This is a genomic window from Mucilaginibacter flavus (assembly GCF_030409315.1).
Lineage (GTDB): Bacteria > Bacteroidota > Bacteroidia > Sphingobacteriales > Sphingobacteriaceae > Mucilaginibacter > Mucilaginibacter flavus.
Window position 1 is genome coordinate 1 of the sequence record NZ_JAUFPS010000019.1, and the last position, 25691, is coordinate 25691.

General features: G+C 42.0%; 30 protein-coding genes, 1 tRNA gene and 1 pseudogene. 20 read left to right on the plus strand and 12 right to left on the minus strand.

Features of this window, described 5'->3' with window-relative positions; all coding sequences use genetic code 11:
• The first annotated feature begins 135 nt into the window (after positions 1-135).
• The 3 genes from QWZ17_RS06545 (at position 136) to QWZ17_RS06555 (ending at position 3273) form a co-directional block, all read left to right on the plus strand.
• Positions 136-1134 (plus strand): phosphotransferase enzyme family protein, encoded by a 999-nt coding sequence (locus QWZ17_RS06545; protein ID WP_290304259.1) that lies wholly within the window; start codon positions 136-138, stop codon positions 1132-1134.
• Between the two features lie 164 nt (positions 1135-1298).
• Positions 1299-2702 carry a dihydrolipoyl dehydrogenase gene (gene lpdA / locus QWZ17_RS06550; RefSeq protein WP_290304260.1) on the plus strand — a complete coding sequence of 468 codons (1404 nt, stop codon included), beginning with the start codon at positions 1299-1301 and terminating at the stop codon, positions 2700-2702.
• A gap of 130 nt (positions 2703-2832) precedes the next feature.
• Positions 2833-3273, plus strand: coding sequence for a sterol desaturase family protein (locus QWZ17_RS06555; RefSeq protein WP_290304261.1), 441 nt, complete (start codon positions 2833-2835; stop codon positions 3271-3273).
• A gap of 20 nt (positions 3274-3293) precedes the next feature.
• On the opposite strand, the gene QWZ17_RS06560 is transcribed toward QWZ17_RS06555, so the two are convergent.
• Together QWZ17_RS06560 and QWZ17_RS06565 are read right to left on the minus strand one after the other, a co-directional pair.
• Positions 3294-3863, minus strand: coding sequence for a hypothetical protein (locus QWZ17_RS06560; protein WP_290304262.1), 570 nt, complete (start codon positions 3861-3863; stop codon positions 3294-3296).
• 77 nt (positions 3864-3940) lie between these two features.
• Positions 3941-5233, minus strand: a complete 1293-nt coding sequence (locus QWZ17_RS06565; protein WP_290304263.1) for a sugar MFS transporter — start codon at positions 5231-5233, stop codon at positions 3941-3943.
• Between the two features lie 262 nt (positions 5234-5495).
• Here QWZ17_RS06565 and QWZ17_RS06570 point away from each other — a divergent pair, with 262 nt between their 5' ends.
• Complete coding sequence (locus QWZ17_RS06570; protein ID WP_290304264.1) at positions 5496-7172, plus strand: glycosyltransferase family 39 protein; 1677 nt, start codon at positions 5496-5498, stop codon at positions 7170-7172.
• A 69-nt stretch (positions 7173-7241) separates the two neighbouring features.
• On the opposite strand, the gene QWZ17_RS06575 is transcribed toward QWZ17_RS06570, so the two are convergent.
• The 5 genes from QWZ17_RS06575 to QWZ17_RS06595 form a co-directional block, all read right to left on the minus strand.
• Positions 7242-7898, minus strand: a complete 657-nt coding sequence (locus QWZ17_RS06575; protein WP_290304265.1) for an aquaporin — start codon at positions 7896-7898, stop codon at positions 7242-7244.
• Between the two features lie 95 nt (positions 7899-7993).
• On the minus strand, positions 7994-8416 hold the full coding sequence (locus QWZ17_RS06580) for an arsenate reductase ArsC (RefSeq protein ID WP_290304266.1): 423 nt from the start codon (positions 8414-8416) through the stop codon (positions 7994-7996).
• A complete protein-coding gene (gene arsN2, locus QWZ17_RS06585; RefSeq protein ID WP_290304267.1) occupies positions 8413-8898 on the minus strand; it encodes an arsenic resistance N-acetyltransferase ArsN2 in 486 nt (161 codons plus the stop codon). Before arsN2 ends, QWZ17_RS06580 begins: the two co-directional genes overlap by 4 nt.
• A complete protein-coding gene (locus QWZ17_RS06590) occupies positions 8849-9418 on the minus strand; it encodes a DUF6428 family protein (protein WP_290304268.1) in 570 nt (189 codons plus the stop codon). Before QWZ17_RS06590 ends, arsN2 begins: the two co-directional genes overlap by 50 nt.
• A gap of 32 nt (positions 9419-9450) precedes the next feature.
• Positions 9451-9780: an ArsR/SmtB family transcription factor gene (locus QWZ17_RS06595; protein ID WP_290304269.1), complete on the minus strand. Its 330-nt coding sequence runs from the start codon at positions 9778-9780 to the stop codon at positions 9451-9453.
• 264 nt (positions 9781-10044) lie between these two features.
• On the opposite strand from QWZ17_RS06595, the gene QWZ17_RS06600 reads away from it, so the two are divergent.
• The 3 genes from QWZ17_RS06600 to QWZ17_RS06610 all read left to right on the plus strand — a co-directional run bounded on the left by QWZ17_RS06600 (position 10045) and on the right by QWZ17_RS06610 (position 12512).
• A complete protein-coding gene (locus QWZ17_RS06600; protein WP_290304270.1) occupies positions 10045-10401 on the plus strand; it encodes an endonuclease domain-containing protein in 357 nt (118 codons plus the stop codon).
• A gap of 288 nt (positions 10402-10689) precedes the next feature.
• Complete coding sequence (gene murB, locus QWZ17_RS06605) at positions 10690-11709, plus strand: UDP-N-acetylmuramate dehydrogenase (protein ID WP_290304271.1); 1020 nt, start codon at positions 10690-10692, stop codon at positions 11707-11709.
• Positions 11710-11975: 266 nt separating this feature from the next.
• The gene (locus tag QWZ17_RS06610; RefSeq protein WP_290304272.1) at positions 11976-12512 is read left to right on the plus strand and encodes an RNA polymerase sigma factor; all 537 of its coding nucleotides are present in this window, start codon (positions 11976-11978) and stop codon (positions 12510-12512) included.
• Positions 12513-12705: 193 nt separating this feature from the next.
• On the opposite strand, the gene QWZ17_RS06615 is transcribed toward QWZ17_RS06610, so the two are convergent.
• On the minus strand, positions 12706-13314 hold the full coding sequence (locus QWZ17_RS06615) for a helix-turn-helix domain-containing protein (protein ID WP_290304273.1): 609 nt from the start codon (positions 13312-13314) through the stop codon (positions 12706-12708).
• Between the two features lie 103 nt (positions 13315-13417).
• Positions 13418-14956, minus strand: coding sequence for a bifunctional phytoene desaturase/3,4-desaturase (gene crtID / locus QWZ17_RS06620; protein WP_290304274.1), 1539 nt, complete (start codon positions 14954-14956; stop codon positions 13418-13420).
• Between the two features lie 138 nt (positions 14957-15094).
• Between crtID and QWZ17_RS06625 the strand changes: the two genes are divergently transcribed.
• The 4 genes from QWZ17_RS06625 to QWZ17_RS06640 are packed head-to-tail and all read left to right on the plus strand — an operon-like array spanning position 15095 to position 17469.
• Positions 15095-15991: a phytoene/squalene synthase family protein gene (locus QWZ17_RS06625; RefSeq protein ID WP_290304275.1), complete on the plus strand. Its 897-nt coding sequence runs from the start codon at positions 15095-15097 to the stop codon at positions 15989-15991.
• Positions 15988-16530 (plus strand): hypothetical protein, encoded by a 543-nt coding sequence (locus tag QWZ17_RS06630; RefSeq protein ID WP_290304276.1) that lies wholly within the window; start codon positions 15988-15990, stop codon positions 16528-16530. Before QWZ17_RS06625 ends, QWZ17_RS06630 begins: the two co-directional genes overlap by 4 nt.
• Positions 16527-17210 carry a lycopene cyclase domain-containing protein gene (locus QWZ17_RS06635; protein ID WP_290304277.1) on the plus strand — a complete coding sequence of 228 codons (684 nt, stop codon included), beginning with the start codon at positions 16527-16529 and terminating at the stop codon, positions 17208-17210. The genes QWZ17_RS06630 and QWZ17_RS06635 overlap by 4 nt, the downstream gene beginning before the upstream one ends.
• Entirely contained in the window at positions 17203-17469 is a 267-nt protein-coding gene (locus QWZ17_RS06640) for a cytochrome b5 domain-containing protein (protein WP_290304278.1), read from the plus strand. Before QWZ17_RS06635 ends, QWZ17_RS06640 begins: the two co-directional genes overlap by 8 nt.
• A 123-nt stretch (positions 17470-17592) precedes the next feature.
• Here the strand turns inward: QWZ17_RS06640 and QWZ17_RS06645 are convergent, their stop codons facing one another.
• The gene (locus QWZ17_RS06645; RefSeq protein WP_290304279.1) at positions 17593-18507 is read right to left on the minus strand and encodes a PfkB family carbohydrate kinase; all 915 of its coding nucleotides are present in this window, start codon (positions 18505-18507) and stop codon (positions 17593-17595) included.
• A gap of 295 nt (positions 18508-18802) precedes the next feature.
• Here QWZ17_RS06645 and QWZ17_RS06650 point away from each other — a divergent pair.
• From QWZ17_RS06650 to QWZ17_RS06675, 6 genes are all read left to right on the plus strand, one after another.
• Positions 18803-18876 (plus strand) — tRNA-Asn (locus QWZ17_RS06650).
• A gap of 238 nt (positions 18877-19114) precedes the next feature.
• A complete protein-coding gene (locus QWZ17_RS06655; protein WP_290304280.1) occupies positions 19115-20218 on the plus strand; it encodes a hypothetical protein in 1104 nt (367 codons plus the stop codon).
• A gap of 99 nt (positions 20219-20317) precedes the next feature.
• On the plus strand, positions 20318-20668 hold the full coding sequence (locus QWZ17_RS06660; protein WP_290304281.1) for a helix-turn-helix domain-containing protein: 351 nt from the start codon (positions 20318-20320) through the stop codon (positions 20666-20668).
• A gap of 387 nt (positions 20669-21055) precedes the next feature.
• Complete coding sequence (locus QWZ17_RS06665; protein WP_290304282.1) at positions 21056-21460, plus strand: plasmid mobilization protein; 405 nt, start codon at positions 21056-21058, stop codon at positions 21458-21460.
• Positions 21435-22421: a relaxase/mobilization nuclease domain-containing protein gene (locus tag QWZ17_RS06670; RefSeq protein WP_290304283.1), complete on the plus strand. Its 987-nt coding sequence runs from the start codon at positions 21435-21437 to the stop codon at positions 22419-22421. The genes QWZ17_RS06665 and QWZ17_RS06670 overlap by 26 nt, the downstream gene beginning before the upstream one ends.
• On the plus strand, positions 22418-22942 hold the full coding sequence (locus tag QWZ17_RS06675) for a hypothetical protein (RefSeq protein WP_290304284.1): 525 nt from the start codon (positions 22418-22420) through the stop codon (positions 22940-22942). The genes QWZ17_RS06670 and QWZ17_RS06675 overlap by 4 nt, the downstream gene beginning before the upstream one ends.
• A gap of 8 nt (positions 22943-22950) precedes the next feature.
• Here QWZ17_RS06675 and QWZ17_RS06680 read toward each other — a convergent pair whose 3' ends face one another.
• A complete protein-coding gene (locus QWZ17_RS06680; protein WP_290304286.1) occupies positions 22951-23223 on the minus strand; it encodes a hypothetical protein in 273 nt (90 codons plus the stop codon).
• A gap of 4 nt (positions 23224-23227) precedes the next feature.
• Positions 23228-23581 (minus strand): helix-turn-helix domain-containing protein, encoded by a 354-nt coding sequence (locus QWZ17_RS06685; protein ID WP_290304287.1) that lies wholly within the window; start codon positions 23579-23581, stop codon positions 23228-23230.
• Between the two features lie 139 nt (positions 23582-23720).
• Between QWZ17_RS06685 and QWZ17_RS06690 the strand changes: the two genes are divergently transcribed.
• The 3 genes and pseudogenes from QWZ17_RS06690 to QWZ17_RS06700 form a co-directional block, all read left to right on the plus strand.
• Positions 23721-23873: a hypothetical protein gene (locus tag QWZ17_RS06690; RefSeq protein WP_290304289.1), complete on the plus strand. Its 153-nt coding sequence runs from the start codon at positions 23721-23723 to the stop codon at positions 23871-23873.
• Positions 23858-25135, plus strand: coding sequence for a HEPN domain-containing protein (locus tag QWZ17_RS06695; protein ID WP_290304290.1), 1278 nt, complete (start codon positions 23858-23860; stop codon positions 25133-25135). The genes QWZ17_RS06690 and QWZ17_RS06695 overlap by 16 nt, the downstream gene beginning before the upstream one ends.
• A 168-nt stretch (positions 25136-25303) precedes the next feature.
• Positions 25304-25691: pseudogene (locus QWZ17_RS06700) on the plus strand (HTH domain-containing protein); the annotation flags it as partial.

Consider the following 25691-nt stretch of genomic DNA (forward strand, 5'->3'; position numbering starts at 1 on the left):
GCGGAGGTAATCCGGATATAGTATTCCGATGATTGATTTTTATTCAAGGTTTCGAACACTCAAGGTTTTAAACCCATCGCTACGCAGAATATTGTTTTTTGTATCATTGTAACCCATTTTATAATCATCCAAACTATGAGTCATTTCCCGGTTCAATATTCCACGCTATCGGCAGCGGCCTTAAAAATGTTTATCGAGGATGCCTATGGTTTAAAGCTGATTACGTGCAAGTATCTTTTGCGGGGTGTTAGCGATACCTACATTATTGAGGCCATCGACAACAAATACATTCTGAAGATTTACCGGGAGCAACACCGTTCGGCAGCAGAGATCAAAGGAGAGATCGAGCTATTGAACCTGCTCAAAGATAACGGCGCAAGTGTAGCCTATCCCATCACAGATATTCATGGCGGGCAGCTGCAAAATTTTAACGCGCCCGAAGGCATACGCCACGGAGTACTGTTTTCGTATGCCGAAGGTGTGCCGGTAATAGACTTAAGCGATGAGCAATTGAAAACAATTGGCAGGCAGATGGCCAAAGTTCACAATATCACATCAACAATAACGCTAAGCTATCCCCGCAGAGAATACACCATTGAAACTACCCTTACCCGGCCGGTTGAAATACTTGAGCCTGCATTTACAGATTTGCCCGATGAATATGCTTATTTAAAAGAAATGGCTGATAAAACAGCTCAAAAGTTATCAGCGTTTGATACAGCAACGTTTAGCCATGGTTATTGCCAGTACGATTTTTTGCCCAAGAATTTCCATTTTGATGATAAGGGCGACTTAACCTTTTTTGATTTCGATTTTGCAGGCAAGGGCTTTTTGGTTAATGATTTGATGTCGTTCTTCGTACACTTCTTTATGCATGCACATACCGGCAAACTAACAGATGCCGAAGCCAACCGAATGTTTAATCTTTTCATTGAAAGCTATCGCGAAGTAAGACCCGTTACCGACGAAGAGCTAAAATCCATTCCTTACCTCGGCATTGGTTTCTGGTTGTTTTACCTGCAATTTCAATACGAACATTTTGACGATTGGTCGAACCTGTTTTTCGGGTCAAAGTTTGTTAAGGATAGGGTAGGTTTGATTAAAGCCTGGGCAGATAAGTATTGTGAGTTTTAAAAAGATTGTTGTTACCAATAATTCAATAATTCAATAATTCAATAATTCAATAATTCAATAATTCAATAATTCAATAATTCAATAATTCAATAATTCAATAATTCCCCACTAAATCACTAATTCAATAATTACTACTAACTTTGCCACCCATAAAACAAAAGCTTATGCAATATGATGTTATCGTTATCGGTTCGGGCCCGGGGGGGTATGTAGCCGCTATACGTTGTGCCCAACTGGGTTTAAAAACTGCAATCGTCGAAAAATATAATACCCTTGGTGGTACCTGCCTTAATGTGGGCTGTATTCCATCAAAGGCCCTGCTGGATTCGTCCGAGCATTACCATAATGCTGCACATGCGTTTAAAACGCATGGTATCAACCTCGAAAATTTGAGCATTGATTTTGGCCAGATGGTGAAACGCAAAAAAGAAGTGGTAGATGCCAACACCAGCGGCATTAGCTACCTGATGAAGAAAAATAAAATCGACACGCACTTTGGTGTTGGTTCTTTTAAAGATAAAAATACCATCACCGTTAAAAAGGCCGATGGTACCGAAACCGAAATCACCGGTAAAAATGTGATCATCGCTACCGGTTCAAAACCATCGGCATTACCATTTTTAAAGATTGATAAAAAACGCATCATCACCTCAACCGAGGCTTTAAACCTTACCGAAGTGCCTAAACACCTGGTGTTAATTGGTGGTGGTGTTATTGGTTTGGAATTAGGCTCTGTTTACGCCCGTTTGGGTGCCAAGGTATCTGTAATTGAATTTATGGATGGCATTATCCCAACTATGGATAAAGCGCTTGGCCGCGAGTTGCAAAAAGTATTGACCAAATTGGGTATGGAATTTTACCTGGGTCACAAAGTAACCGGCGCAACCGTAACCGGCGATGAAGTTACTGTAACTTTTGATACCCCTAGAGGTGAGAAGAAAGAACTTAAAGGCGATTATTGCCTGGTAGCTGTTGGTCGTGTTGCTTATACCGATGGTTTAGGTTTAGATAAAATTGGCATCACGGTTGAAGAACGCGGTCGCAAAATTACCGTTAACGATCACCTGGAGACCAGTGTTAAAGGTGTTTACGCCATTGGCGACGTAATTAAAGGCGCCATGCTTGCCCACAAAGCCGAGGATGAAGGTACTTTGGTTGCCGAGCAGATTGCCGGCCAAAAACCACACATTGATTACAACCTGATTCCCGGTGTAGTTTATACCTGGCCGGAAGTTGCCGCTGTTGGTCAAACAGAAGAGCAATTGAAAGCCGCGGGAGTAAAATACAAAACAGGATCATTCCCGTTCAAAGCCAGCGGTCGTGCCCGTGCAAGCGGCGATTTGGATGGTTTTGTGAAAGTACTGGCCGATGCCGCTACCGACGAGATCCTGGGCGTACACATGATTGGTCCGCGTGCTGCTGATATGATTGCAGAAGCCGTTGTAGCCATGGAATACCGCGCCAGCGCCGAAGATATTTCAAGAATGAGCCATGCGCATCCAACCTATACAGAAGCCATGAGAGAGGCTTGTTTGGCTGCTACAGAGAATAGAGCTATTCATATATAGTTTGCAGTAGGCAGTTTTGAGTTTGCAGTTTTAAGCGGAAATATCCTGCCTTAAAACTGCAAACTTATTTTAAAGCCTTTCGTTTATTCCCAATAATGCCAACTGCAAACAGAAAACTGCCAACTAAACAATGCACCTTCTCATCAACATTGGTTTAATCTTGTTAACAGTAAGTTGCATGGAGTTTCTCTCCTGGGCGATGCACAAGTACCTCTTTCATGGCCCCCTTTGGTTTATTCATAAAACGCATCACCAGGAACGGCATGGCTGGCTGGAACTGAACGATATCTTTAGCATTGGTTTTGCCGCATTCGCACTATGGTTGATTTGGATTGGACACTATAGCTTAGATTACCGGCTGTGGATTGGCATCGGGATCAGCGTTTATGGCAATATCTATTTTATTTTTCACGATTGGTTTATTCATAACCGCTTTAAAGCTTTTAAAAGTACTAACCGCTATTTGATGGCCATCCGCAGGGCTCATAAAATTCATCATAAATCGATGGAGAAACACCCTGCTGAGGAATTTGGGTTGTTGGTGGTGGGGCGGAAGTGGTTTAGGCGGTGATATCTGAAGATTTTCAAATGCTAAATAGCCTGCCTAACAATATCTATAATTACAGATAATGCAAAACCGCCGATTATTACAATCCAAGAAACCTTCACCAGTTGTTTCATAGGGTTCAGAAATGTCAGTCTCAAATTTTCCTGTTCATCCACATCTACTACCTTTTTTATTTGGGCTGATACATATCGATTATTTATGATGAAGAAAGTGATAGCTGTGTAAAATAAAAAAAATAGAATTATTGAAGTAGTTGAATTGTGACTGATCCTTTTAATTGGCTCTACTTTAAAATTTGCATAAGATGGTTTTATAAAAGTAAAATAGGCGCTGTACAATAGATATGTAATTGTAAAAATAACGGGTATATACATGTGTATGCTAAACCACGTTGATTGGTTAGCGTTTTGCTTATTAAAACCAATAGCTAAATATGCTTGATAACAAGTCGCAAGACAGATATTTAAAACGAATAAAAAATCTACAACTCTGAAGCTGACCTGTGTGGTGTGAAGAAAGTTGAAAGTTGTAAACGCTGCTATCGTTGGCAAAAACAACAAAATCAACTGCCAGTAATTCAGTCTTATTTTCATTGATAAGGTAAAACTAATAAGGCAGCAATATAGTCAATATCGCTGCCTTATTGTTGGCCTTTTATTATATAAATAGCTTACACCGCTACCACATGTTTGCCTTTTTTGTAGCCGATGGTAGAGAAGTAAAGGATGAACAGGTAAATAGGGATCAGCATCATGTACGCTTCCTGGGCCGATAATTTATCAACCAACAAGCCATACAATGGCGGGAAAACCGCCGCGCCTGCTATACCCATTACCAACAGTGATGAGCCTATCTTTGTGAAGCGACCCAGCCCCGATAATGCCAGTGGCCAAATGGCAGGCCACATCAACGCGTTTGCAAGGCCTAACAAAGCTATACAGCCAATAGAAATATATCGTGGAGTAACCAACGCCAATGCAGTAAGTATCACACCTAATATGGCCGAATAAACCAGCGCTTTTTGTTGGCTGATATAACGCGGAATAAACACAATGCCTCCTAAATAGCCTAAAACCATGCAAATAAGCGTACCGGATGCAAAGTATTTAGCGGTAGAGAGCGGAATATGACTTGCCGTGCCGTAACCAATGATAGAGTCGCCGGCGATAACTTCGGCACCTACGTAAAAAAACAGGGCCAATACGCCTAATATTAAATGCGGAAATTGGAATATGCTATCCTTGCCAGAGTTTGCCGCCGCAACAGCTTCATCCTCGTGTTCGGTATCAATTTCAGGTAAGCCCGAAAAGTAGATCAATACAGCCAGTACAGCTAATACCACCACAATAATTACATAAGGCAATATCACGCGCGATGCTAAACCATTTAGGGCGATTGCTTTTTGGGCGGCATCAAGTTTCACCAGGTTCGCGCTAAAGCCGTCAATATCGGCCAATACCAATGCGCCAAGGGCTATAGGAGCCAATACGCCGGCACATTTATTAAAGATACCCATAATACTCATGCGTTTGGCAGCACCCTCGGGTGGACCAATAATGGTGATATACGGGTTTGATGCCGATTGTAATATAGCCAGCCCGGTTCCCTGCACAAATAAACCGATAAGGAAAATGGAATAAATACGGGTAAGGGCCGCCGGGATAAAAATCAAAGCGCCCAATGCAATAACGATTAGTCCTACGGCCATGCCGTTTTTAAAACCACACAGTTTAAGCACCCAGGCCGATGGTTTGGCCATCAACAGGTAGGCTATGTAAAAGGCGCTTGTTACCAGGTACGATTCAAAATTATTAAGCTGACAAGCTATTTTTAAATAAGGGATCAATACCGAGTTAAGCCAGGTTACAAACCCGAAAATGAAAAATAAAGCTCCTATAATAATGATAGGATTAATGGCCGATTTTTTTTCTGTTGATTTTTCAGGATTTGCAACTGAGGTCATATCTTTTAGTTAAATTGTTAATAAGTTAATCAAGTTTCTAAAATAATTAAAAAAGTTTGCAATTTGTATTGTAAAGGTGAAAATTGTTGATAAAACCTGATTAGTTAACAATAGCTTAAAATTAAGTATTCATTCAATGTATAATTTAGCGGCTATTCATTCGTTAAAAGTGGCATCGAAACATTGCTGGTAAGTAAGGGTTAAACTTGTTTTAATACCTGTTAATGAATATAGTACAATAATATTTACAGCGCAATGTTTTATGGCTGATAGTTTAACAGTCCACCAGTCTTCTATTCAAAGAAAGTCCTATTTATTGGTGCTTATTCTGGCCGTATTGATTAACGTGGCTGGCATCAGCGTAAAATATTTTACAGACGATCCCAGCCTGTACAGTATGCTGGCCCGTACCATGGCCCAAACTAACAACTTTACCTATTTAATTTACCATGGCGGAGATTGGCTCGATAAGCCGCACTTTCCTTTTTGGATAGCGGCGCTTAGTTTTAAAATTTTCGGTATCAATACTATTGCTTATAAACTGCCGGCATTGTTGTTCTTCTTTATGTCGGTAGCGTACACCTATAAACTTGCCCGCAAATTTTACGATAGGGAAACTGCCATCATCGCCATCCTCATCCTGCTTACCGCGCAGCATGTAGTAATGTCAAACACCGATATCAGGGCCGAGCCTTATATTATGGGGCTGTTAATGGGCGCGGTATATCATTTTTATAAAGTTAAGGAGCGATTTAGCTGGGGTGATATATTATTGGGGGCATTGTTTACGGGCTGCGCCGTGATGACCAAAGGTATTTACCTGCTTATCCCCATCGGCTTTGCCATTATTGGCGATTATATTTTTAAACGGGATATAAAATCGCTGTTTAATTGGAAATGGTTATTGGCCGCTGTATTGGTAGTGCTGTTTACCCTGCCCGAAATTTATACCTTATATGTGCAGTTTGACCGCCATCCCGAAAAGGTAATATTTGGTCACACAGGCGTATCTGGCATTCATTGGTTTTTGTGGGATAGCCAGTTTGGGCGTTTCAGCAATACGGCCGTTATTAAAAATACGCACGGCGATGTGTTTTTCTTTTTACATACGCTGCTATGGGCCTTTGCCCCCTGGAGTATCTTTTTATATTGCTGCATTTTCAAAAGCATCAAAGACATCATTAAAGGTGTAGCCAGGCCCGAGTATGTTACCGTAAGCGGCGCTTTTATCATGTTGCTCATTTTCTCTATCTCCAAATTTCAGCTGCCTTTTTATACCAATATCCTGTTTCCATTTTTGGCTATTATAACCGCGGTTTTTGTAAAGCAGATCATAGGCAGTAATCATAGCCGATTTTTCAGTATCACGCAATATATTATTGCAGGCCTGCTTATCACCACTATTTTGGCATTGAACTTTGTTTTTGAACCAGAGGGCTGGCTGCTTTTTACAAGCCTGGTTATCGGGCTGGTATTAATTACTTTATATATATACAAAAGCAATGGTGCAGGCATCAGGGCGTTATTTTTATTTACCTGCTGCGTAAGCATTTTTGTAAACGCCTATCTTACTTTTATAGTTTACCCCACACTGGTAAGGTATAAAGGCGATGTGCAGGCCGCGGCGTATATCAACCAAAATTACCCCAATCAAAAAGTTATAGCAGCTTTTGAGGTTAAAAATGCCTTTGAGTTTTATATGCATGCCCCGGTTACTTTTATGGATGAGGCGGAGGCAGCCAAACAGCACAATGTGCTGACCTTAATTGACGATGATGTTAAAACCAAATTGTCCACCGATCACATCCCTTTTAAAATGATAAAATCATTCGCCCATTATTCAAACGAGAATATGACTTTGCCTTTTTTGATAGAAAATGAAAGGGCATCGGCAGTAAAGTACTATTATTTAGTGCTGATGGGGAACGGAGGGAAGTAACATAGGCACGCTATTTATTACGTGCCCAGGTTTTTCCTACCATACATAAATTTTACGCCCGTTACGTATTTAAACTTCAACTATAGTAGGATTGCTTAAATAACGCCAGACTGGTATAGCTAACACTGCGCCCAAAATAGGGCCTATAATATAAATCCAAAGATGTTCGGGGTGGCCGGATACCATGGCGGGTGCTATTGATCTTGCCGGGTTCATGGAAGCGCCGCATATCGGCCCGGCAAACATGGCTTCGAGGCCTACTACCGCGCCAATAGCCTGCCCCGCGAATGCCCCTTGCTCTTTGCTGCCATGTGCAAGGTGTATAATCACCAGCATCAGGAAAAATGTAAGCAGTAACTCCAAAACAAAGGATTGGATTTCAGACCCCATCGGCATGGTTGCGCCTAAGAGCAGATTTGCAGGGAACAATATTTTCAATACAAAACTTGCAAGCAACGCGCCTGTTAACTGGCTTATTATGTAGCCCGGCAATAACTTTGCTTTAAACCTGCCTGCTACTGTAAAAGCAATGCTTACTGCGGGGTTCATGTGCGCGCCGGATATGTTGCCCAGGCAATAGATCATCACCATTACAATAAGTCCCCAGGTTATGGCAACGCCAACATGGGTAACCGCGCCGCCCGATTGCTGATCGATCACCATGGCTCCCGTGCCACAAAAAACCATGGTGAATGTGCCAATCATTTCGGCTACATATTTTCTCATGTTAAAGGGAGGTAATAATTAGTTTCATGAATTGAGGTTTATTGCACTGATAAACAGTGCATTGGATTTTTGCTTTGTGCGTTTTGCTTTTAGCTTCAATATAAATGAGTTTGTACAAAACCAGCACAATATGCCTTGATCATATCCCTAACCCGGCGAAACTCGTCCATCACCTCCTCCGGCGTGCCAACCGCTTTAGCCGGATCTGGAAAGTTGAAGTGAAAACGCTCAACCTTACCGGGGAAAAACGGACAAGCTTCATTGGCATTATCGCAAACAGTAAGCACCATGTCAAAAGGCACGTTCAGGTACTCATCTACATGGTTGGAGGTGTGTTTAGAAATATCGATATGGTCCTCGGCCATCACCAGTACAGCTTTGGGGTTTACGCCATGCGTTTCAATACCTGCACTGTAAACATTGGCTTTATCGCCACTAAAAAAGCGCAGGTAGCCCTCGGCTAACTGGCTGCGGCAACTGTTGCCGGTGCATAGCACTAATATGTTTTTCTTATTCATAATTCTTTTTTCATCACTATGGCAGATGCCGGGCAAACATGGCTAAACTCTGATGAGCATTGCACTTCTGCGGGCACATCTGCCCTTGTTATTTTAATAAAACCTTTTCGCTCAAAATAGGCAGGGGCCGTTTCGGTAAGGAGGTACCATGTTGTTACCCCTTTTAATTTACTCAAAACTTCTAAGCGGGTAAGTAGGTTACCTGCTATGCCCAGGTTTCTTTGCCCGGCTTGTACCGCCACGGAACGCAGCAAGCCGTACTGCGTGTATATTTCGATACCGGCAACACCTGTTACGCTGCCATTTTGTATGGCCACAATAAAGTTATCCAGTGTTTGGGGCAGATCGGTTGTGGGTAGCTTTTCGGCCTCCAGCAATTCAATCACTTGTTGCATGTAGGGTTGTGCCTGGTCAATAATCATGTTTTGCAATTTAGCAGCAGCCTCCGCCGGGTGTGCAGCAAGTTGCAGCAGGCGGAGCAAGGTTTACCAATTGAATTTTAGGCTTTTCGGCTGCAGGCGGCGCGCAACATTCTTCGCCTTTATCATTGGTGCCGCAACTACCACCACGCTCTATTGCCTTACACTGTACCGCATCGGGGCGCAGGTCGATAGTAAGGGAAGTGTCGTCCGCGATTATTTCATTGGGGAACATCTGGCGCGTATCAAATTCTGAATTGCCAAACTCAATTTTTACCACCGCTTCGGGATTTAAAGGCAGCATTTTTTCTACGATAGCTATAATCGATAACGCTTTATCGGCATTCATTGAGCGCTCCTGTTCTGCGTTTTCGGGTACCCATAATTGTACAATAACTTCTGGCCAGTTATTCATCACCCCGCCACAATCTACCGAAGTAATGGCGGCCTGTTTAATTTCGGTGATATGGTAGGCCGCGTTTACCAGTTTGCCCTCGGCGTACCTGAATTGCAAATCAAGGTCACGGTGCTGGATCAAAGTATCCTTAAATGTTCCCCAGCTGATTGTATTTATCTTATTCATTGTAATATTGCGATTGATTTAAACAAAAAATTTTAACAACAACTATTGGTGTCTTTAAACGACGAAAACAAGGTGTTTAATTCTTTTTGCAGATTTTTCCAGGCCCTGGGTTCAATACAATAGCATATGCTTACGCCTTCAATTGTACCTTGTATCAGGCCCGCGTTTTTTAGCTCTTTTAAATGTTGTGATATTGTAGCCTGGGCCAGTCCTAATTCTGTCACCAAATCGCCGCAAATGCAGGCATTGGCTTTAATAAGTTCCTGCAAAATAGCTATACGTGCCGGGTGCGCAATTGCCTTCAATTGCACAGCAAGCGTGTTTTGCTCTGAAGTATATATTTCTGATTTAGTGACGCCCATAATTGTATCGCAATATTACGATTGATTATTGAGGTTTCAAAATTTAAGTTGGAGAAAGTGAGCGTGGTGTAAACTAACCAAGGGGCGACTCACCCGGTCTACGCTTCGCTGGACCTGCCCTCTCTCCGCTTCGCGCAAAGAGGGCGGGGAAACTTCGAAGCCCCTCTATGCGACGCAGCCGGAGAGAGGGGCAGACGGGCGTAGCCTCGTCGGGGTGAGTCGTCTGCGCTATGCAGGTTCGCAAATATTTTATTAATTTCCTCCATGTCTTCCATCATTGACCTTTGTCGACTATTAAGACAGCAGGAAACTCCCGCTGAAAAGGTATTATGGCAACATCTGAGGAATAGAAAGCTAAATGGAGCGAAGTTTTTGAGGCAATTCCCAATCTGCGTTCAATCAAGCATCAAGGGTAATGTATATTATATTCCTGATTTTTATTGTGCAGAGCATAAACTGGTTATAGAGGCCGATGGCGCTATACATTTACTAAAAAAAGATTATGACCGAAATAGGGACGAAGTAATGCTGGCTTTAGGATTAACGGTGTTACGATTTAAAAATGAGGAGATTTTAAACAATACTGCGTTTGTTTTGAATGAGATTGCAAAATACCTGTAATGTTTGGGGCATAGCGCAATCGACTCACCCGGTCTACGCTTCGCTGGACCTGCCCTCTCTCCGGCAAGCCGCAAAGAGGGCGCAAAGCAAAAACTTCGAAGCCCCTCTATGCGGCTTGCCGGAGAGAGGAGGGGCAGAACGAGCGAAGCGATGTTCGGGGTGAGTCGTCTGCGTCGTTTCTTCTCCGCAAACACCCCAAATAAAAATCCCCTCATCCCATCCAAATTAAAATTCCGAAATTCGCCCTAAATCCGATATCGAAAATCCGACATCCGAAATCAATACCCTATGCTGCAAATACAGGAAAACGTATCTCTTAAAAACTTTAACACTTTTGGCATTGATACCAAAGCCCGGTATTTTGTAGAGGTAGCTCACGAAGATGATTTGGTGGAACTGTTTGCTGATGAGCAATGGCAACAAACCGAACGCCTGATTTTGGGCGGAGGGAGCAACATGTTGTTAGTAGCTGATTTTGATGGACTGGTTGTAAGGATGAATATCCGTGGCATCGAGCATCGCATAAGCCATAACGATGTGTACGTGGAAGCTGGTGGCGGTGAAGTATGGAACGACCTGGTAAATTATTGCGTTGCCCGCGATTATGCCGGTATCGAAAACCTGAGCCTTATCCCGGGCTCGGTAGGGGCATCGCCTATTCAAAATATAGGAGCATACGGGGTTGAGTTAAAAGACGCTTTTGTAAGCTGTCGCGCTTTTGAAATAGCCACGGGTAATTTTAAAACGTTTACTAAAGATGATTGTAAGTTTGGCTACCGCGAAAGTGTTTTTAAGAGTGAGTTAAAAGGTCGGTACATTATTGTATCGGTTAAGTTTCATTTATCGCTGGTCCCTAATATTAATACGCAGTACGGTGCCATAGGGCAGGAGCTGGCCAATCGTGGTATTGCCGCGCCTACTATAAAAGATGTATCGCAGGTAGTATCACACATTAGGGTATCTAAACTGCCCGATCCTTCAACTATTGGCAATGCAGGCAGTTTTTTTAAAAACCCGGTGATTACCAAACAGGAATTTGAGGTTGTACACGCCAATTTCCCCGAGGTAGTAAACTATCCGGCTGCCGATGGACAGGTAAAATTAGCCGCCGGCTGGTTAATTGAACAATGCGGCTGGAAAGGAAAAACTGTTGGCAACACCGGTACCTGGAAGAACCAGGCACTGGTGTTAGTGAACCACGGAGGGGCCACCGGACAGGAAGTGTACAACTTTTCGTCGCAAATTATAGACAGTGTGTACGCTAAATTTGGCGTTTCACTACAACGCGAGGTGAATATTATTAGTTAAGAAATTAAATTTTAACTAAATATTTCATTTTGTTTTCATCTGTTTTCAATAACATTAGTGTTACAATTAAACTTTTCCATTTTTTTAAAATCTGCTTAAATTGGTATATTAATATTCTGTTTATCAGTTTGTTAATTGTAGTCAAAGTGTAATGTTTACACGTTCATTTTATTCGTGTTTTTTTGTATTTGGCTATGATTTGTGCTGTATACAATACAGTATGTGGCACTATGCTTGCCTAACTGTTAGCACAAAACATTTACAAAATGACAAAGATTGAGTTTAACACCCTGGTATTACGTCAAGCAACTTCACTAAGGTCATACGCCTTACATTTCACGCACGACGCAGACGATGCTAACGACCTTGTTCAGGATACAATGTTGAAAGCCATAACTTACTACAATAAGTTTAAAGAAGGCACAAATTTAAAAGGATGGTTATACACCATCATGAAAAATACATTTATCAATAACTATCGCCGCTTTGTTAAAATGAGCACCTTTGTTACCAAAAGCGATGAGATATCTTCTCCAAACCTGGTATTTAGTTCAACTAAAAATCAGGGTGAGGCCAAATTTGTGATGGATGATATCAAAAGAGCATTAGACAGGTTACCTGGAGATTATTATATCCCCTTCACCATGTATTTTGAAGGCCACAAATACCATGAAATTGCCGATCACCTGGATATTCCAATCGGTACAGTAAAAACCCGCATTCACGTTGCCCGTAAACTTTTAAAGAAAAACCTAAAAGCATACGATAACGGAATTGCGAAACCGGTATACGCAGAAAACTAAGGTCATAAACTCAACCATATATAATGAAAAACCCGCTTTTTAGGCGGGTTTTTTGGTTTGAGGACTTTTTAATCGCAATTGAATTTGTCTCAGAAGATAAATTGTGATTGTCAGACTTACGAAGTTTCAAAAACGTTCGTAAGTCTTTCGGCGCTTTGCCTTCTACTCTCAGACTCCTACGTTCAATCGCCTTCTACCTCAAAAAAGGTACAGCCGGCTGATAAAATACCTGCCGTGTGTTATACACCAGTATGCTGTTAAAAATAATGTAAATAGCGTTTACTGCGTAAAACAGGGGAAGGGTTAAAAGTATAATCTCTACCACACCTAAACCAAGTACTGATGATGGCATGTGAAAAAGCTCATGATTTAATAAAATGACAATTGTAACTATGATAGACAGGCACCAGGAGATTTGAAAATTTATTACCCGTTTGCATGCTTTATCTATACTGTTTATTTTTTTTCGGTTTGATAACCATATTGCTAGTGGAGTAATGATGCCAAGCAATGGAAATATGATAAACGTTAAGGCCGATAAATTGAATAGCGCCAGGAAGCTCCTGTTGTCTTCGGCCGTTGTTTCTGTTGTTTCAAAAGGGGCTTCGGTTAATTCTTCGGTGTTAATATCTAAGGCGCTTGCCAGTCTTTTAAGTGTATCTCCCCGCGCTTCGGTTTCGTTGTTTTCTATACGTTGTACTGTTCTTAAACTTACTTGAGCTTGTTCTGCTAATTCGTCCTGGCTTAATCCTTTACGGGTGCGCAGTTCTTTAATTTTTTTTCCGAGGTTAAAGGTTTTCATATTCGTGTATTTTGTTCACCAAAAGTAAAGCCCTCTAAAGATATTAATTGCCGACTTGTTTACGTCATGTTTATGCCATTACCAGTTTTTACAGGTAAAAGACCTACTTAACCAGCATCTTCATAGCCTCCAACGCCGCCACTTGCCCCGAGATAATTGCAGGCGGCACACCTGGTCCCGGTACAGTTAATTGCCCGGTATACAACATGTTTTTAATATGTTTTGCCCGCATGGCTGGTTTAAAAAAAGCGGTTTGTGCCAGGGTATTGGCCAGGCCGTAAGCATTGCCTTTAAAGGAATGGTAATCGGCTTTGAAATCATTAAGGGCATAGCTACGTTTAACCACAATCGAATCGCGGATGTCCTGCCCGGTGATATGTTTAAACCGATCCAGCATCAGGTTAAAATATTTTTCGCGGATTGTTTCGTCGTCATTTAAGCCCGGCGCTATCGGTATCAGGAAAAACAGATTCTCGCCGCCCGCAGGTGCCGCATCCGTATCCGTTTTGGAGGTACAGCATACATAAAACAGCGGCCTGGTAGGCCACATCGGTGTGGTATAAATTTCTTTAGCATGCAGCTCAAAATCCTCGTCAAAAAATAGATTGTGATGCTGTATGCCTTCCACCTTTTTATTGGTACCGATATAAAATAACAGGCTCGATGGCGACATGGTGCGGCTATCCCAATATTTGGGTGTATAATTTTGATGAGGTTTATCTATCAACTGCTGATCTACATGCTGATAGTCGGCCCCTGCAATTATAAAGTCGGCTTTGAAAGTTCCTTGATTGGTGGTTATATCGGCTGCCTGTTGGTTAGCTACATCAATTTTGGTTACCTCGGTGTTGAGTTTAATAGTTACGCCCAGTTCTTCGGCAAGGCTTACCATCGCTTTTACAATCTGGTTCATGCCGCCTTGCGGGTACCAGGTGCCCAGGGCCAGGTCGGCATAGTTCATCATGCTGTACATGGCCGGGGTATTTTGCGGGGTAGCGCCCAAAAACAACACCGGGAACTCCAATAGTTTAATCAGCTTAGGGTTTTTAAAATATTGGCGCACATGTTTGCTCATACTGCCTAACAATTGCAGGCTGAAGCTTTTTTTAATGAGGTTAAAATCAATAAACTCGGTAATGGAATGGGAGGGCCGAAAAACATACTCGCCCATGCCAACCTTATATTTATAGGCAGCCTGTTTTAAAAACGCTTTAAGGGCTATGCTGCTGCCGGGTTCTATACTTTCAAAAAGAGCTTCTAAAGCGCTCATATCCGCCGGAACATCCATCGTATCATCCTTGCCAAAATAAACCCGGTAGCCTGGATCGAGGCGTACAAGTTGGTAATAGTCTGTCGGCTTTTTATCAAACAGTGCAAAGAAGTTTTCAAACACATCGGGCATCCAATACCAGCTTGGGCCCATATCAAATTTAAAACCATCCTGCTCCCACACCCTTGCCCGCCCACCGGCCTGGTCATTCTTTTCAAGAACAGTAACCTTGTAACCCTCTTTAGCCAACACACAAGACGCAGATAAACCTGCGAAGCCCGCCCCGATAACGACGATGTGGTTCGTGTTGCGGGAGGCGTGTTGCCGGTTTTCTGTGGTCTGGTTTGTGGTTTGTGTGGCCTGTTTTGTCATTTTATATATTGCTATTCCGGTTCGAAATTCGTGTTGTTAGGCTCAGTAAGCTGTTTGTATCGTTGGCCCGCACCTCGCAACCCGAACCCGGCAACCCACACCTCGAACCCCATCCCACCTGTAAAGTAAATTGTTTTTATGCCGATAAAAAAACAATCCGACGGCTATTTTGTACTTTTGGGCACAACGGTATTGCTAATGATGGAACTGTACGATGAAACCTGTTTTGAATGCAGTAAGTTAATCACCCAAAAATACAGCACTTCTTTTAGTTTGGGCATCAGGGCTTTTGATAAAGCTTTCAGGTACCCCATATATGCCGTTTACGGTTTTGTACGCTATGCCGATGAAATTGTAGATACCTTTCACGGGCACGATAAATTACGGCTGATCAATAACTTCAGGCAGGAAACATTCAGGGCTATTGAAGATAATATCAGCCTTAACCCGGTTTTACATTCTTTTCAGCAAGTAGTAAACCGTTACCATATCGAGCATAGTCAGATCGAAGCTTTTTTAAGTTCGATGGAAATGGACATTGAAAGGAAGGCCTATAGCAAGGATGCTTATGATACCTATATCTACGGTTCGGCCGAGGTAGTAGGCCTCATGTGCCTGCGCATTTTTGCCGATAATAATGATGGGCTTTACCGCGCTTTGTTACCCCAGGCCCGCAGTCTTGGCGCGGCTTTTCAAAAGGTGAATTTTTTACGCGATGTACGTGCCGATCTGGAAGAACGCGGTCGCACCTATTTCCCGGGCATCGATTTTAACAATTTTACCGAGCAGGATAAGTTTGGTATTCAGCAGGATATTGAGCGGGACTTTAAAGATGCTTACGAAGGTATTAAACGGTTGCCGGCCGGTACCCGGTTGGGTGTTTACATAGCGTATACTTATTACCGGCAATTGTTTAAAAAAATAAGCTATACCCCGGCAAATGTAATCCTCCAAAAAAGGATCAGAATTTCAGATACCCGTAAAATGGGCTTGTACTTAAAAGCTGTTTTGCAGCAAAAATTAAATGTGATATGAAGGGTAGGATAAGAGGCTTTTTCGTGGTGTTGTTATTGTTGGTAAGCCAGTTTGTTAAAGCAGATGAGCCTAACCTAAGGCACATCCGCAGCTTGCTGGTTGTTTGTATGAACAGTAGTAAAACTACCGATTCGCTGTATAAGAGTCTATCTGTAGTTAAACCACGCACCGGTGTAATCACGGCTTACCTGGGCACGCTATCGGCCTGCAAAGCCAAGCTAAGCTGGAATCCTTACATGAAGGTAAAACACCTCAACAATGCCGAGGCTACCTATAAAACAGCGGTAGCTGCTGATCCGCATAATATCGAAATTCGTTTTCTGCGCTTTTCGGTTGAGCATAACGTGCCCGGCTTTTTGGGCTTCAATAAAGATTTGATCACCGATAGGGACGAAATTATAACCCAACTGGATAAAAAAAATTACGGTACTGCCGATAAGGATTTAGCTGTAGCGATTATCAAATTCCTGCTGCAATCCAAACGCTGTACTGCCGCCCAAACCGAGGGGTTAAACAAAACCTTAGCCGAATTAAAGTGAGATACACTTACTTGCTTATCAATATTTTCACGGTATTTTTCCCGGTTGTATTGTCGTTTGATAGGCGGGTTCGGTTTTATAAAAGCTGGCGGTTCATCTGGCCGGGAATGGCTATAACGGGCTTGTTCTTTCTGCTTTGGGATGTGCTGTTCACCATGCAAAATGTATGGTCATTTAATCCCAATTATATAACCGGTGTCTCTATTCTGGGTTTGCCAATAGAGGAAGTATTGTTCTTTTTAACGGTTCCTTTTGCCTGTATTTTTATATACGCCTGCTTAAATTATTATATCAAATGGCAAATGAGTGCCGGTCTTAGTGGTGCTATCAGTGTGCTGATGGTACTATCAGGTATTCTTGGTTTGGTGTTTTATTATGATAAGGTGTACACGGCAATTACCGCCGGCTTGTTGCTTTTGCTGATGTTGGCAATACATTTTATTTTTAAGGTTAGATGGCTCAATCGCTTTTATGTGGCTTATGTGGTGGCACTGATCCCCTTTTATATAGTAAATGGAATACTGACATCTATTCCCATAGTTAGTTATAATAACGCTCAAAATATGGGTATCAGGCTGGGGGCTATCCCTTTAGAAGATCATTTTTATTTGATGGCTTTACTGCTGATGAACATCGGCTTTTTTGAGTATTTTAAGGCAAGAAATAAAGCCAATGGATAACCTGCCCGAATACACCAAATCGCAGCTGGCCTTGCGTAACGGGCAGGATAAGCCACAAATTTGGGTAGCCTACAAAGGCATTATATACGATGTTACCGAAAGCCGGCTATGGCGCAACGGCAAACACTACGAACACTGGGCCGGCCAGGACCTAACCCCCGAACTTGCCGACGCCCCGCATACCGAAACCGTTTTTGAAAAGTTTGAAAAGGTGGGGAGGCTAAGCGCCCCAGCCCCCCTAAAGGGGAGCAAAAAATAAAAGCTGCCCTTATGGGACAGCCTTTTCATAATCTTGCAAATCAAAGTCCTCTCCTTTGGAGAGGATTATTCGCTGATAATTTTTTGTTCGGTGCTCATGAATGCTCCACAATTTAGGTGAGGCCTATATCTCAAACTTAGCCAAACCTACAAATTCCTGTATCCTGCCGGCAATTTCATCCTGGGTTAGGTTTCTTAATCTTTCTGATCCGAATTTTTCAACGCAGAATGATGCCAGGGCCGATCCGTAAATGATGGCGTTTTTCATATTGTCAAAGCTTACAGTACCGGTTTTGGCCATGTAGCCAATAAAACCACCGGCAAAGGTATCGCCGGCACCGGTTGGGTCAAACACTTCTTCTAAGGGCAGGGCGGGGGCGCTGAAAATTTTATCTTCGTGGAAAAGCAATGCGCCATGCTCGCCTTTTTTGATGATCAGGTATTTTGGTCCCATGGTTAAAATTTTGCGGGCAGCCTTTACCAGGCTAAACTCGCCCGATAGCTGGCGAGCCTCGGCATCATTAATGGTTAACACATCAACCATGGTTAAAGTTTTTAACAGCTCATCCAGTGCAATATCCATCCAAAAGTTCATGGTATCCATTACAATGAGTTTTGGACGGTTTTTAAGCCTGCTGATAACGCTTTGCTGTACCTGGGGCGATAAGTTGCCCAGCATCAAAAATTCGCAGTTTTGGTAAGCCTCGGGGATGATCGGGTCAAAATCGGCCAATACGTTAAGTTCCGTAACCAGTGTGTCGCGGCTGTTCATGTCGTTATGGTATTTTCCGCTCCAGAAAAACGACTTTTCGCCTTGTTTTATCTGCAAGCCTTCAGTATCAACGTTGTGCTTGTTAAGATCTTCAATCTCGCTTTGGGGGAAGTCGTCGCCAACTACGGCAACAATATTTATATCATTAAAAAAGTAAGATGCGCCCAAACTTGCAAACGTGGCCGATCCACCAACTATTTTATCTGTTTTCCCAAAAGGGGTTTCAATCGCGTCAAATGCTACAGTACCAATAACTAACAAACTCATGTAAAAGTATTTATATTTTATTATCGGCAAATATTGCGAAAATCAGCGGATATTGAGCAATAACGGGGTGTTGTTTTGATATGAATAGCTTCCGGTGTGGTAATAAATCATAAAAAGGACTCGTCTTGCCTTGTTAGGAATAAAATGAAGTAAAAAATGGCTGCTTTTTGAAAAATTAAGTACCACATTATCAATAGTTAATAAAGAGTTTAAAAAATATTTTAATTTTTTCTGTAGAAAAATTGTGTGTTTTCAACAGAAATGCTACTTTTGCACACTCCAAAACGGAAACGATTCCTGAGTAGCTCAGCCGGTTAGAGCATCTGACTGTTAATCAGAGGGTCGCTGGTTCGAGCCCAGCCTCAGGAGCCTGAAAATCAATGATTTAACCCAACTCTGGCGAGTTGGGTTTTTTTATTTGCAGAAAATTTGCAGAAAAAAAATCAAAACAGATACAAACGGCATTTTGCATAACTTTGTTTTTATACTGGTTTTAGGCTTATGATAGCTGATTTTAGCTGGGTTGTCTATACTTTTAAAATGCATGGTTGCGTTTTTTAAAGGAATCTGACTATAGTAAAGGGCTTAATTTCATCACCAACAAATTATGCAGCATCTAAAAGAATTTCTAATCCGCATCCAAACATTCGACCTACGTATTATTGAGGATGATATTCAACTGGAATGGGGAACGAATGAAAGGAAGCATGTTAAAACTTATGACCTGACCTACGAAACCCAATATTACGATTCCTTTTCCTACAGAAGCGAACTAAGGGTATTAAAAGATATGGCCTTTTTAGACCTGCTAATCTTAAACAAAGAACTTATTTTGCTCCAACTGGCGGAATTATCTAAAGTCCGCAACCGCTTTAAGGAATTTTGGACAAATTACAACCAGCATTATTCGGAGATGAATTTGGTTTATCACCGCTCCTTTATTATTTCTGTCCGACTGGAATATTTATTTATTGTCAACAATCTGCAATCTGACAGTGCTGATATAGAGGTAACCGCGAAGTTTGCGGAAGATCTGGGCGATTCTGTCAAACTTCGGGAAAAGTTTTTAATGGAACTGATCTATGCCACAGAAAATTTTATTAAGCCGAAGATAACCGAGGTTGATTTTAAAAAAAGGATGAATGTCCAACTACCGGGGCAGGAAGCGGCAAAGGTTGAAGAAGCTCCGGCAGCAATCGAAAACACTAACGAAGCGAAAGAAGTAAACCAACCGCCAATAGTAGTACAGGAAACCACCTACCAACCGGAACTAAGCGAAGAACAGGCTGCCAGTGCAAAAATAGTGGGCTACTATCCGACCTTTAAGCAAGGGGCAGCCGTGCAACTGTTTGACTTATTAAAGGCCTATTTTCTTCCTGAAGATCACGTTGCACTTGAAAAGCTGCTACTATATGATGAGGCACCCGCTGCCCCTTTGGTATTCCGTGGCTTTGCAACCCAGCTGGCCGATGCCTTTAAACAACTCTATGATGCTAACTTGATTGTCGGCTGCCGGAAGTCCGACCTGGAAAAATGGATCGCCCCGAAGTTCATGTACCTGTCCCAACAGTCCGAACCCAGGGAATTGCCGGAGGGTTATTTGTCCGGCCTAATGTCTGAAAATACTCGTCCATGCAAATCTCCCATCCTGAAAATTGAGCAAAAGGAAACTCAGTTTCTCATCCTGCCTACTCCCCGTAACAAAAGATAGCAAAAAAATGAGGGGGTAAGCGCAGGGTTACGGTTTACCCCCTTGTAACACTGCAAAACAAGCACTTACAATTGCAGCATTAAACAAAATTAATGCGCAATGAAAGACACACTCACATTTGACCAGTTACCCGAGGCGGTAAGTAAAATACAGGATAAGCTGGATAACATCGAACAGCTTTTACTTCGGCGGCAGGAGCAGCCGATGGAGCAGGACGAAATTATGCCTGTTGCCAAGGCTGCAATATTTTTAGACCTTGCTATCCCGACCGTTTACAGCAAAGTATGCCGTAAAGAACTCCCTGTTAATAAGCGCGGGAAGCGCCTTTATTTCTACCGCTCCGAATTGACTGAATGGATTAAGTCTGGCCGTAAAAGGACGGCAGAGGAAATCAAGGACGAGGCCACCTCGAAATTTAGCCTTAGCGAAAAGAAACACAAGATAATTTAAGGCTCATGACAAGGATGATGATTGCAGGATTCACCAATAGTCATAGTATTAGGTTTGTCGCGCTAAAGACCAGTAAAAGGCCATTGGAAGAAAACAGCGGATGAGGTCAGAGAAGACAAATCCGATGCGAAGCATCGGATAGGCAACGAGTAAAACACAAAGTGAAGCTTTGGTAAAAAGGCGGCGCAGCATACCGCTTGCGGTATAGCTGTATAGATGTCTATATCGGCTGGAGGCCGTTAACCAAACTCATTTGCCGATAAGGAGCAAGTTTGTGTTTTTGTTGCCACAAAAACATCCCGGATGCCTACGGCACCGGGCAAACTTGCCTTTTGCGCCCGATGGTTGCAAAAGGGGAAAATGAAAGAAAGAATAAGTAGTTAACCAATGGAAGCAACAGTAAAGACAACTAACAAACAATCGGTAACACAGCCCAAAAACCAAGGTGGTGCGCCAAAGAAAAGAGTTAAGCGGGAGTTGATTATCCGCATTAGAATGACAGCGACCGAGCGCTTTTATATCGACAATAAGGCTAAGGCCGCAGGTATGCGGCCAAGCAGTTGGATAAGGGCGGCCGCTAAAAGTGCAAAGGTAGTTCCGAGATTAACAGACGATGAGCGGCGCATACTTTGGATGCTTGCCGAGCTTGCCAACAACCTTAACCAACTAACTAAACTTGCGCACCAGCTTGGGCTTTTAACGGTAGCGAGGGATTGCAGTAAAATTTTGAACGAGATAGATATTACTTTAAAACACCTTAATAACCATGATAGGGAAAGTGATAACGGGTAGAAGTTTTGGCGGGTGTATCCGCTATGTGGTACAAAAACATGATGCGGTCGTTCTGGAAGCCGCAGGCGTAAGAATGCAGCAGGTTAACCAAATCATAAACGATTTTAACTTGCAACGAAAGTACAATCCCAATTTAGGAAAGGCGGTTGGCCATATTGCTTTAAGCTGGAGCGTAAATGATGCCGCTAAGTTGACCGATGAGTTAATGGTAAATTTAGCAAAAGAGTATCTGCAAAAAATGAGGATACTGGACACGCAGTACTTGATTGTAAAGCATAGGGATAAAGATCATCCGCATATACACATCGTTTATAACCGGGTAAACAACAATGGTAAAACCATCTCAGATAACTTTCAAAAGCAGCGGAATGCACAAATAGCTAAAGAATTGACTTTAAAACATGGCCTTTATATTTCACCGGGTAAAGAAAAGGTCAACCGCCAACGGCTAAAAGGTGAGGATAAGGTCAAATATGAATTATTTGATGCAATCAGGGCAGCCAGCAAAAAAGTAAAAAATATCAATGAGCTAAAGCAGGTATTGGCTAAGCAGGGTATTGTTACCCATTTGAAATACAAGAGCGGCACCACAGAAGTGCAGGGCATCAGTTTCAGCAAAGGGGAATACAAATTTAAAGGGTCAGAGATTGACCGCAGTTTAAGTTATGCAAAGCTTAGCCAGGCAATAGAGCAACAGCAGGTTAAACCGGAAAAGAGCTTGGCAGATCAGCTAAGGGAAGTAATGGAAAACGCAAAGCAGGAAAGAGAAAATCTGGACAAGACCGAACAAACCACTTATTTAAAGCCGGAGCCGGAAACCCATTACTTGAGGCAATCACTGTCAGCAGGACCAGATTTATTAGGGGACTTACTTGGCAATATAGCCGACGATGATGATAGCCCGGAAAAAAAGCGGCGAAAGAAAAATAAACAACAACAAAGCAGAGGAATATCAAGATGAAAGAAATAGATGAATTAAACCAAAGAATGGATGGCAACGACGAGATTGTAGACAATCTTGTGAAAAAGAATACCGAAATGGAAAAGAAGGTAACAAGATTTACCGAAAATCCCGTTCCTGATTATTCAGTTGCGATAAATACTATACTTATCGAAGTAAAGGAAATTAAGCAGAATATCAAACAGAGTGAGGAATTGGCCTTGCTTAAACAGATCTATGAAAAATTGAACAAGGTGCCAACATTCATCACTAAACAAGTACGGATACTATTATTTCCGGAAACCAACCAGGGCCAATACTATAAAATAGTATTTGGCAGGCTTATTCCCTGGGGTATATGTTTGGTGGTTATAACTTATTTATATTCTTTAAGCGGCAAGGCCATTGATGCATACGGTCAGCATAAGCAAAGTGAGCAATCAGCCCATTATCAAAGGGCATGGATTTACTTAAAGCAAATTGCAAAAAGAAGAACTTTATCAGCTATGGATAGCGCTTATTTTAAAACGGCTAATAAATAGGTGTTGAATTATTGTGAAACTGGATTTAAGAATTTGTCTTTTTCGACATCGACTAACGGATAAACCTTAGTCCAGTTTCCATCTTCGCTTAACCAAATTTCACAAGGGAGAATTTTACTTAGGTTATCGAATATGTTTTTTGCGCTTAGATATGATGCAATTTGTACAGCATCAGCTATTGCAATTGTAAATACTGGTTTTCCAGATTCAAAGTATCCTGTATAATGATAGTATTCTCCAGACGTTACCTCACTAACGAGCCAATATTTTTCACCAATCATGATGCTATTTTTGATTTTTAAGAATTTCGATCTTTTCACGCTCACTCTGAAGCAACCGTTCGTAAAGCTCAATTACTTTTTCAATGGGATTGAAATTATTTTGGATCGAATTATCGTGGAAGTTATTGATGTTATTAAATACAGAATCCTCGGTAAAATGCTTCAAGCCTTCAACTGTTACTCCTAATACTTTTGCAATTTTAATAAGAGCATCTTCTTCAACTTCAGCACTTTGCTCAATTTTAGAAATAGCCTGCTGACTTATGCCCAATTCGGTTGCCAAGGTTTCTTGCTTCATTCCACGCAACTCACGGATCTTACTAATTTTTCTACCGATATGTAAGGTTGGTTCTGCCATAAGTCAAATGTATTGTTAAAATGTAAATGTACAAAACAACGGCTTTATTGTAAAGTACAATCGCCTATGGTTCGGTACAGTGATGTTTTGCTATTCTTTTGTTTTGCCGGTTAATGGAGGCCGGTATAAAAATATCATCATGTACAATGGAACTTATGCCCCCTGGGAACATTACCCTAAAAACCTTCGCCATTACGAAGTAGAAAATCCAATGTCTGTAGTTGTTGATTTCTTCAGTGCTGATACTGTAAAAGGCCACGGTAAACGATTAAAGGAATGCGTTATTATGTAGTTAACGACGAGCATTACGACGAAAAACGTCATGGTCCGGGCACCCTGCTTTTTATATATGACCTCAATTTGAGGATTCTGGAAGCCATGTACCTGCTATTAGTCAATTACAAAAACTTCTCTTACCAGCGGAAACAGCTTATAGAGGAGCAATTGGAGGAAGAAAAGGAACAATGGGAATACTATCCTAAAAACCTTTCCTTAAAAGAACAGCTTGAACCCTATAAGGCAGTTAAGAAAGTCTTTAAAAAAATCAAGCCGCAGGAATACAGGGATCAATTGCATGAGTGGTCACACGTAGCCCTTTACAATAATGCAGATGTAGAGGCTTTGTATGCAGGTGAGGTTATTACTGTTTATGAAAACTTAATTAAGCTGTATTCGGCAGCATGGTTAATCTGCCAGCGAGAGGGTGGTCGCCCACAGCTAAAGCGAAGCAAGCTTGAAAGTAGTTTGGCCGAAACAACCACTGCCTCAATTGCGCTAAGAACAATAAACCCCGATCCTACAACAGCCGAAAAGCTGGCATTGGAAGAAATTAAAAATCTGATTGTAAAACGTTGTCAACAGGTTCAAATGATTATTCATTTAGGAACACACCCCAAGCCGTTTACATTTTACCTGCTTATCCTTATTAACGATGATGAAAAGACGCCCGAGCATGAAATAAGCAACAAGATAGAAGACAACTGCCAGTACCTTGCTATTGTACATGCCATAGTTCATAAGGCAAACAGCGCAAAAGAGGCCTTAAATATCGGCAGGCGCTTTTGGTCAACTGTTATGAAAAAAGGATTTGTATTATACCAATCCCCTGAATTAGTATTACCCGCTCACCAAGAAATAACAAATGAGTTATTATTGGAAAGGGCAAAGTTCAATTGGGAAAGATGGGGTAAACAAGGTAGCGAATTTTTAAGGGGCGCAGAATTATATAGGGCAGACAGCAATTTCAGGCTCGCAGCATTTCTTTTACATCAATCTGTTGAAAGTGTTTTAAAAGCTATTATACAAGTCGTTATAGGCTACAGGGTGCAGATGCATAATTTATCAAGATTGCTTAGGCTCAGCTTGTTGTTTACAGATGAATTAAAAGAGGTATTTGAGCTTAATACCACCGAAGGAGTACAATTATACCAATTGCTGCAAAATGCCTATTCACAATCACGATATAGCAGTTCGTTTGATCCTGATGGTGATTCGGTAAGAATCCTATCTAAACAAATAACAAAGTTCAATCAGGTCGCAGAGTGGAGATTATGATGAATGAGACCACACCATTTCGGCGCAAGCTGACCCACTGTTTCGGGGCAAACTGACCATGGTATTTCGGGGCAAACTGACCCACCAAAACGCGTAGCAAATGCTGTAGAAGCAACCATCTTTTGAGGGCAAAAGACCCGTTCTAAGATGGCCAATTTGACAATCAGCATGAGTAAGATTAGAAAGATTTTAAGGATGAACAGCCAGGGTCGCAGCACGCGATTTATAGCTGCCCAGATTGAATCATCCCGGAATACCGTAAGAAAGTACCTGGCGGTCCTTAAGAAGAGCGGCTTTACCTTTGAAGAAGTTAATAACCTGAATGATAAGGAACTGGAAGACCTTTTCGGCAAGACCAGGGAAAACAACCAGCCAAGCAGCCGTATGCAATCCATGCTGCGCTGCTTTCCACACGTCGATAAAGAGCTCAAAAAGACCGGGATGAACCGGCAGCTCCTGTGGGAAGCTTATATCAAAGAGTTCCCCGATGGCTATCTGTACAGCCAATTTTGCTTTTATTATAACCAGTGGAAAGCCAGGGTCAACCCGACCATGC

What these genes read in the sequence shown, in the direction of transcription:
- QWZ17_RS06655 (WP_290304280.1), top strand. Translation starts at nt 19,115, where the DNA reads ATGCAGCATCTAAAAGAATTTCTAATCCGCATCCAAACATTCGACCTA.
- QWZ17_RS06600 (WP_290304270.1), top strand. Translation starts at nt 10,045, where the DNA reads ATGTCTTCCATCATTGACCTTTGTCGACTATTAAGACAGCAGGAAACT.
- QWZ17_RS06640 (WP_290304278.1), top strand. Translation starts at nt 17,203, where the DNA reads ATGGATAACCTGCCCGAATACACCAAATCGCAGCTGGCCTTGCGTAAC.
- QWZ17_RS06615 (WP_290304273.1), bottom strand. Translation starts at nt 13,314, where the DNA reads ATGAAAACCTTTAACCTCGGAAAAAAAATTAAAGAACTGCGCACCCGT.
- QWZ17_RS06560 (WP_290304262.1), bottom strand. Translation starts at nt 3,863, where the DNA reads ATGAAAATAAGACTGAATTACTGGCAGTTGATTTTGTTGTTTTTGCCA.
- crtID (WP_290304274.1), bottom strand. Translation starts at nt 14,956, where the DNA reads ATGACAAAACAGGCCACACAAACCACAAACCAGACCACAGAAAACCGG.
- QWZ17_RS06690 (WP_290304289.1), top strand. Translation starts at nt 23,721, where the DNA reads ATGTACAATGGAACTTATGCCCCCTGGGAACATTACCCTAAAAACCTT.
- QWZ17_RS06545 (WP_290304259.1), top strand. Translation starts at nt 136, where the DNA reads ATGAGTCATTTCCCGGTTCAATATTCCACGCTATCGGCAGCGGCCTTA.
- QWZ17_RS06670 (WP_290304283.1), top strand. Translation starts at nt 21,435, where the DNA reads ATGATAGGGAAAGTGATAACGGGTAGAAGTTTTGGCGGGTGTATCCGC.
- murB (WP_290304271.1), top strand. Translation starts at nt 10,690, where the DNA reads ATGCTGCAAATACAGGAAAACGTATCTCTTAAAAACTTTAACACTTTT.
- QWZ17_RS06555 (WP_290304261.1), top strand. Translation starts at nt 2,833, where the DNA reads ATGCACCTTCTCATCAACATTGGTTTAATCTTGTTAACAGTAAGTTGC.
- QWZ17_RS06595 (WP_290304269.1), bottom strand. Translation starts at nt 9,780, where the DNA reads ATGGGCGTCACTAAATCAGAAATATATACTTCAGAGCAAAACACGCTT.
- QWZ17_RS06665 (WP_290304282.1), top strand. Translation starts at nt 21,056, where the DNA reads ATGGAAGCAACAGTAAAGACAACTAACAAACAATCGGTAACACAGCCC.
- QWZ17_RS06590 (WP_290304268.1), bottom strand. Translation starts at nt 9,418, where the DNA reads ATGAATAAGATAAATACAATCAGCTGGGGAACATTTAAGGATACTTTG.
- QWZ17_RS06625 (WP_290304275.1), top strand. Translation starts at nt 15,095, where the DNA reads ATGCCGATAAAAAAACAATCCGACGGCTATTTTGTACTTTTGGGCACA.
- QWZ17_RS06630 (WP_290304276.1), top strand. Translation starts at nt 15,988, where the DNA reads ATGAAGGGTAGGATAAGAGGCTTTTTCGTGGTGTTGTTATTGTTGGTA.
- QWZ17_RS06660 (WP_290304281.1), top strand. Translation starts at nt 20,318, where the DNA reads ATGAAAGACACACTCACATTTGACCAGTTACCCGAGGCGGTAAGTAAA.
- QWZ17_RS06575 (WP_290304265.1), bottom strand. Translation starts at nt 7,898, where the DNA reads ATGAGAAAATATGTAGCCGAAATGATTGGCACATTCACCATGGTTTTT.
- QWZ17_RS06580 (WP_290304266.1), bottom strand. Translation starts at nt 8,416, where the DNA reads ATGAATAAGAAAAACATATTAGTGCTATGCACCGGCAACAGTTGCCGC.
- QWZ17_RS06570 (WP_290304264.1), top strand. Translation starts at nt 5,496, where the DNA reads ATGGCTGATAGTTTAACAGTCCACCAGTCTTCTATTCAAAGAAAGTCC.
- QWZ17_RS06680 (WP_290304286.1), bottom strand. Translation starts at nt 23,223, where the DNA reads ATGATTGGTGAAAAATATTGGCTCGTTAGTGAGGTAACGTCTGGAGAA.
- lpdA (WP_290304260.1), top strand. Translation starts at nt 1,299, where the DNA reads ATGCAATATGATGTTATCGTTATCGGTTCGGGCCCGGGGGGGTATGTA.
- QWZ17_RS06675 (WP_290304284.1), top strand. Translation starts at nt 22,418, where the DNA reads ATGAAAGAAATAGATGAATTAAACCAAAGAATGGATGGCAACGACGAG.
- QWZ17_RS06565 (WP_290304263.1), bottom strand. Translation starts at nt 5,233, where the DNA reads ATGACCTCAGTTGCAAATCCTGAAAAATCAACAGAAAAAAAATCGGCC.
- QWZ17_RS06695 (WP_290304290.1), top strand. Translation starts at nt 23,858, where the DNA reads ATGCGTTATTATGTAGTTAACGACGAGCATTACGACGAAAAACGTCAT.
- QWZ17_RS06685 (WP_290304287.1), bottom strand. Translation starts at nt 23,581, where the DNA reads ATGGCAGAACCAACCTTACATATCGGTAGAAAAATTAGTAAGATCCGT.
- QWZ17_RS06610 (WP_290304272.1), top strand. Translation starts at nt 11,976, where the DNA reads ATGACAAAGATTGAGTTTAACACCCTGGTATTACGTCAAGCAACTTCA.
- QWZ17_RS06645 (WP_290304279.1), bottom strand. Translation starts at nt 18,507, where the DNA reads ATGAGTTTGTTAGTTATTGGTACTGTAGCATTTGACGCGATTGAAACC.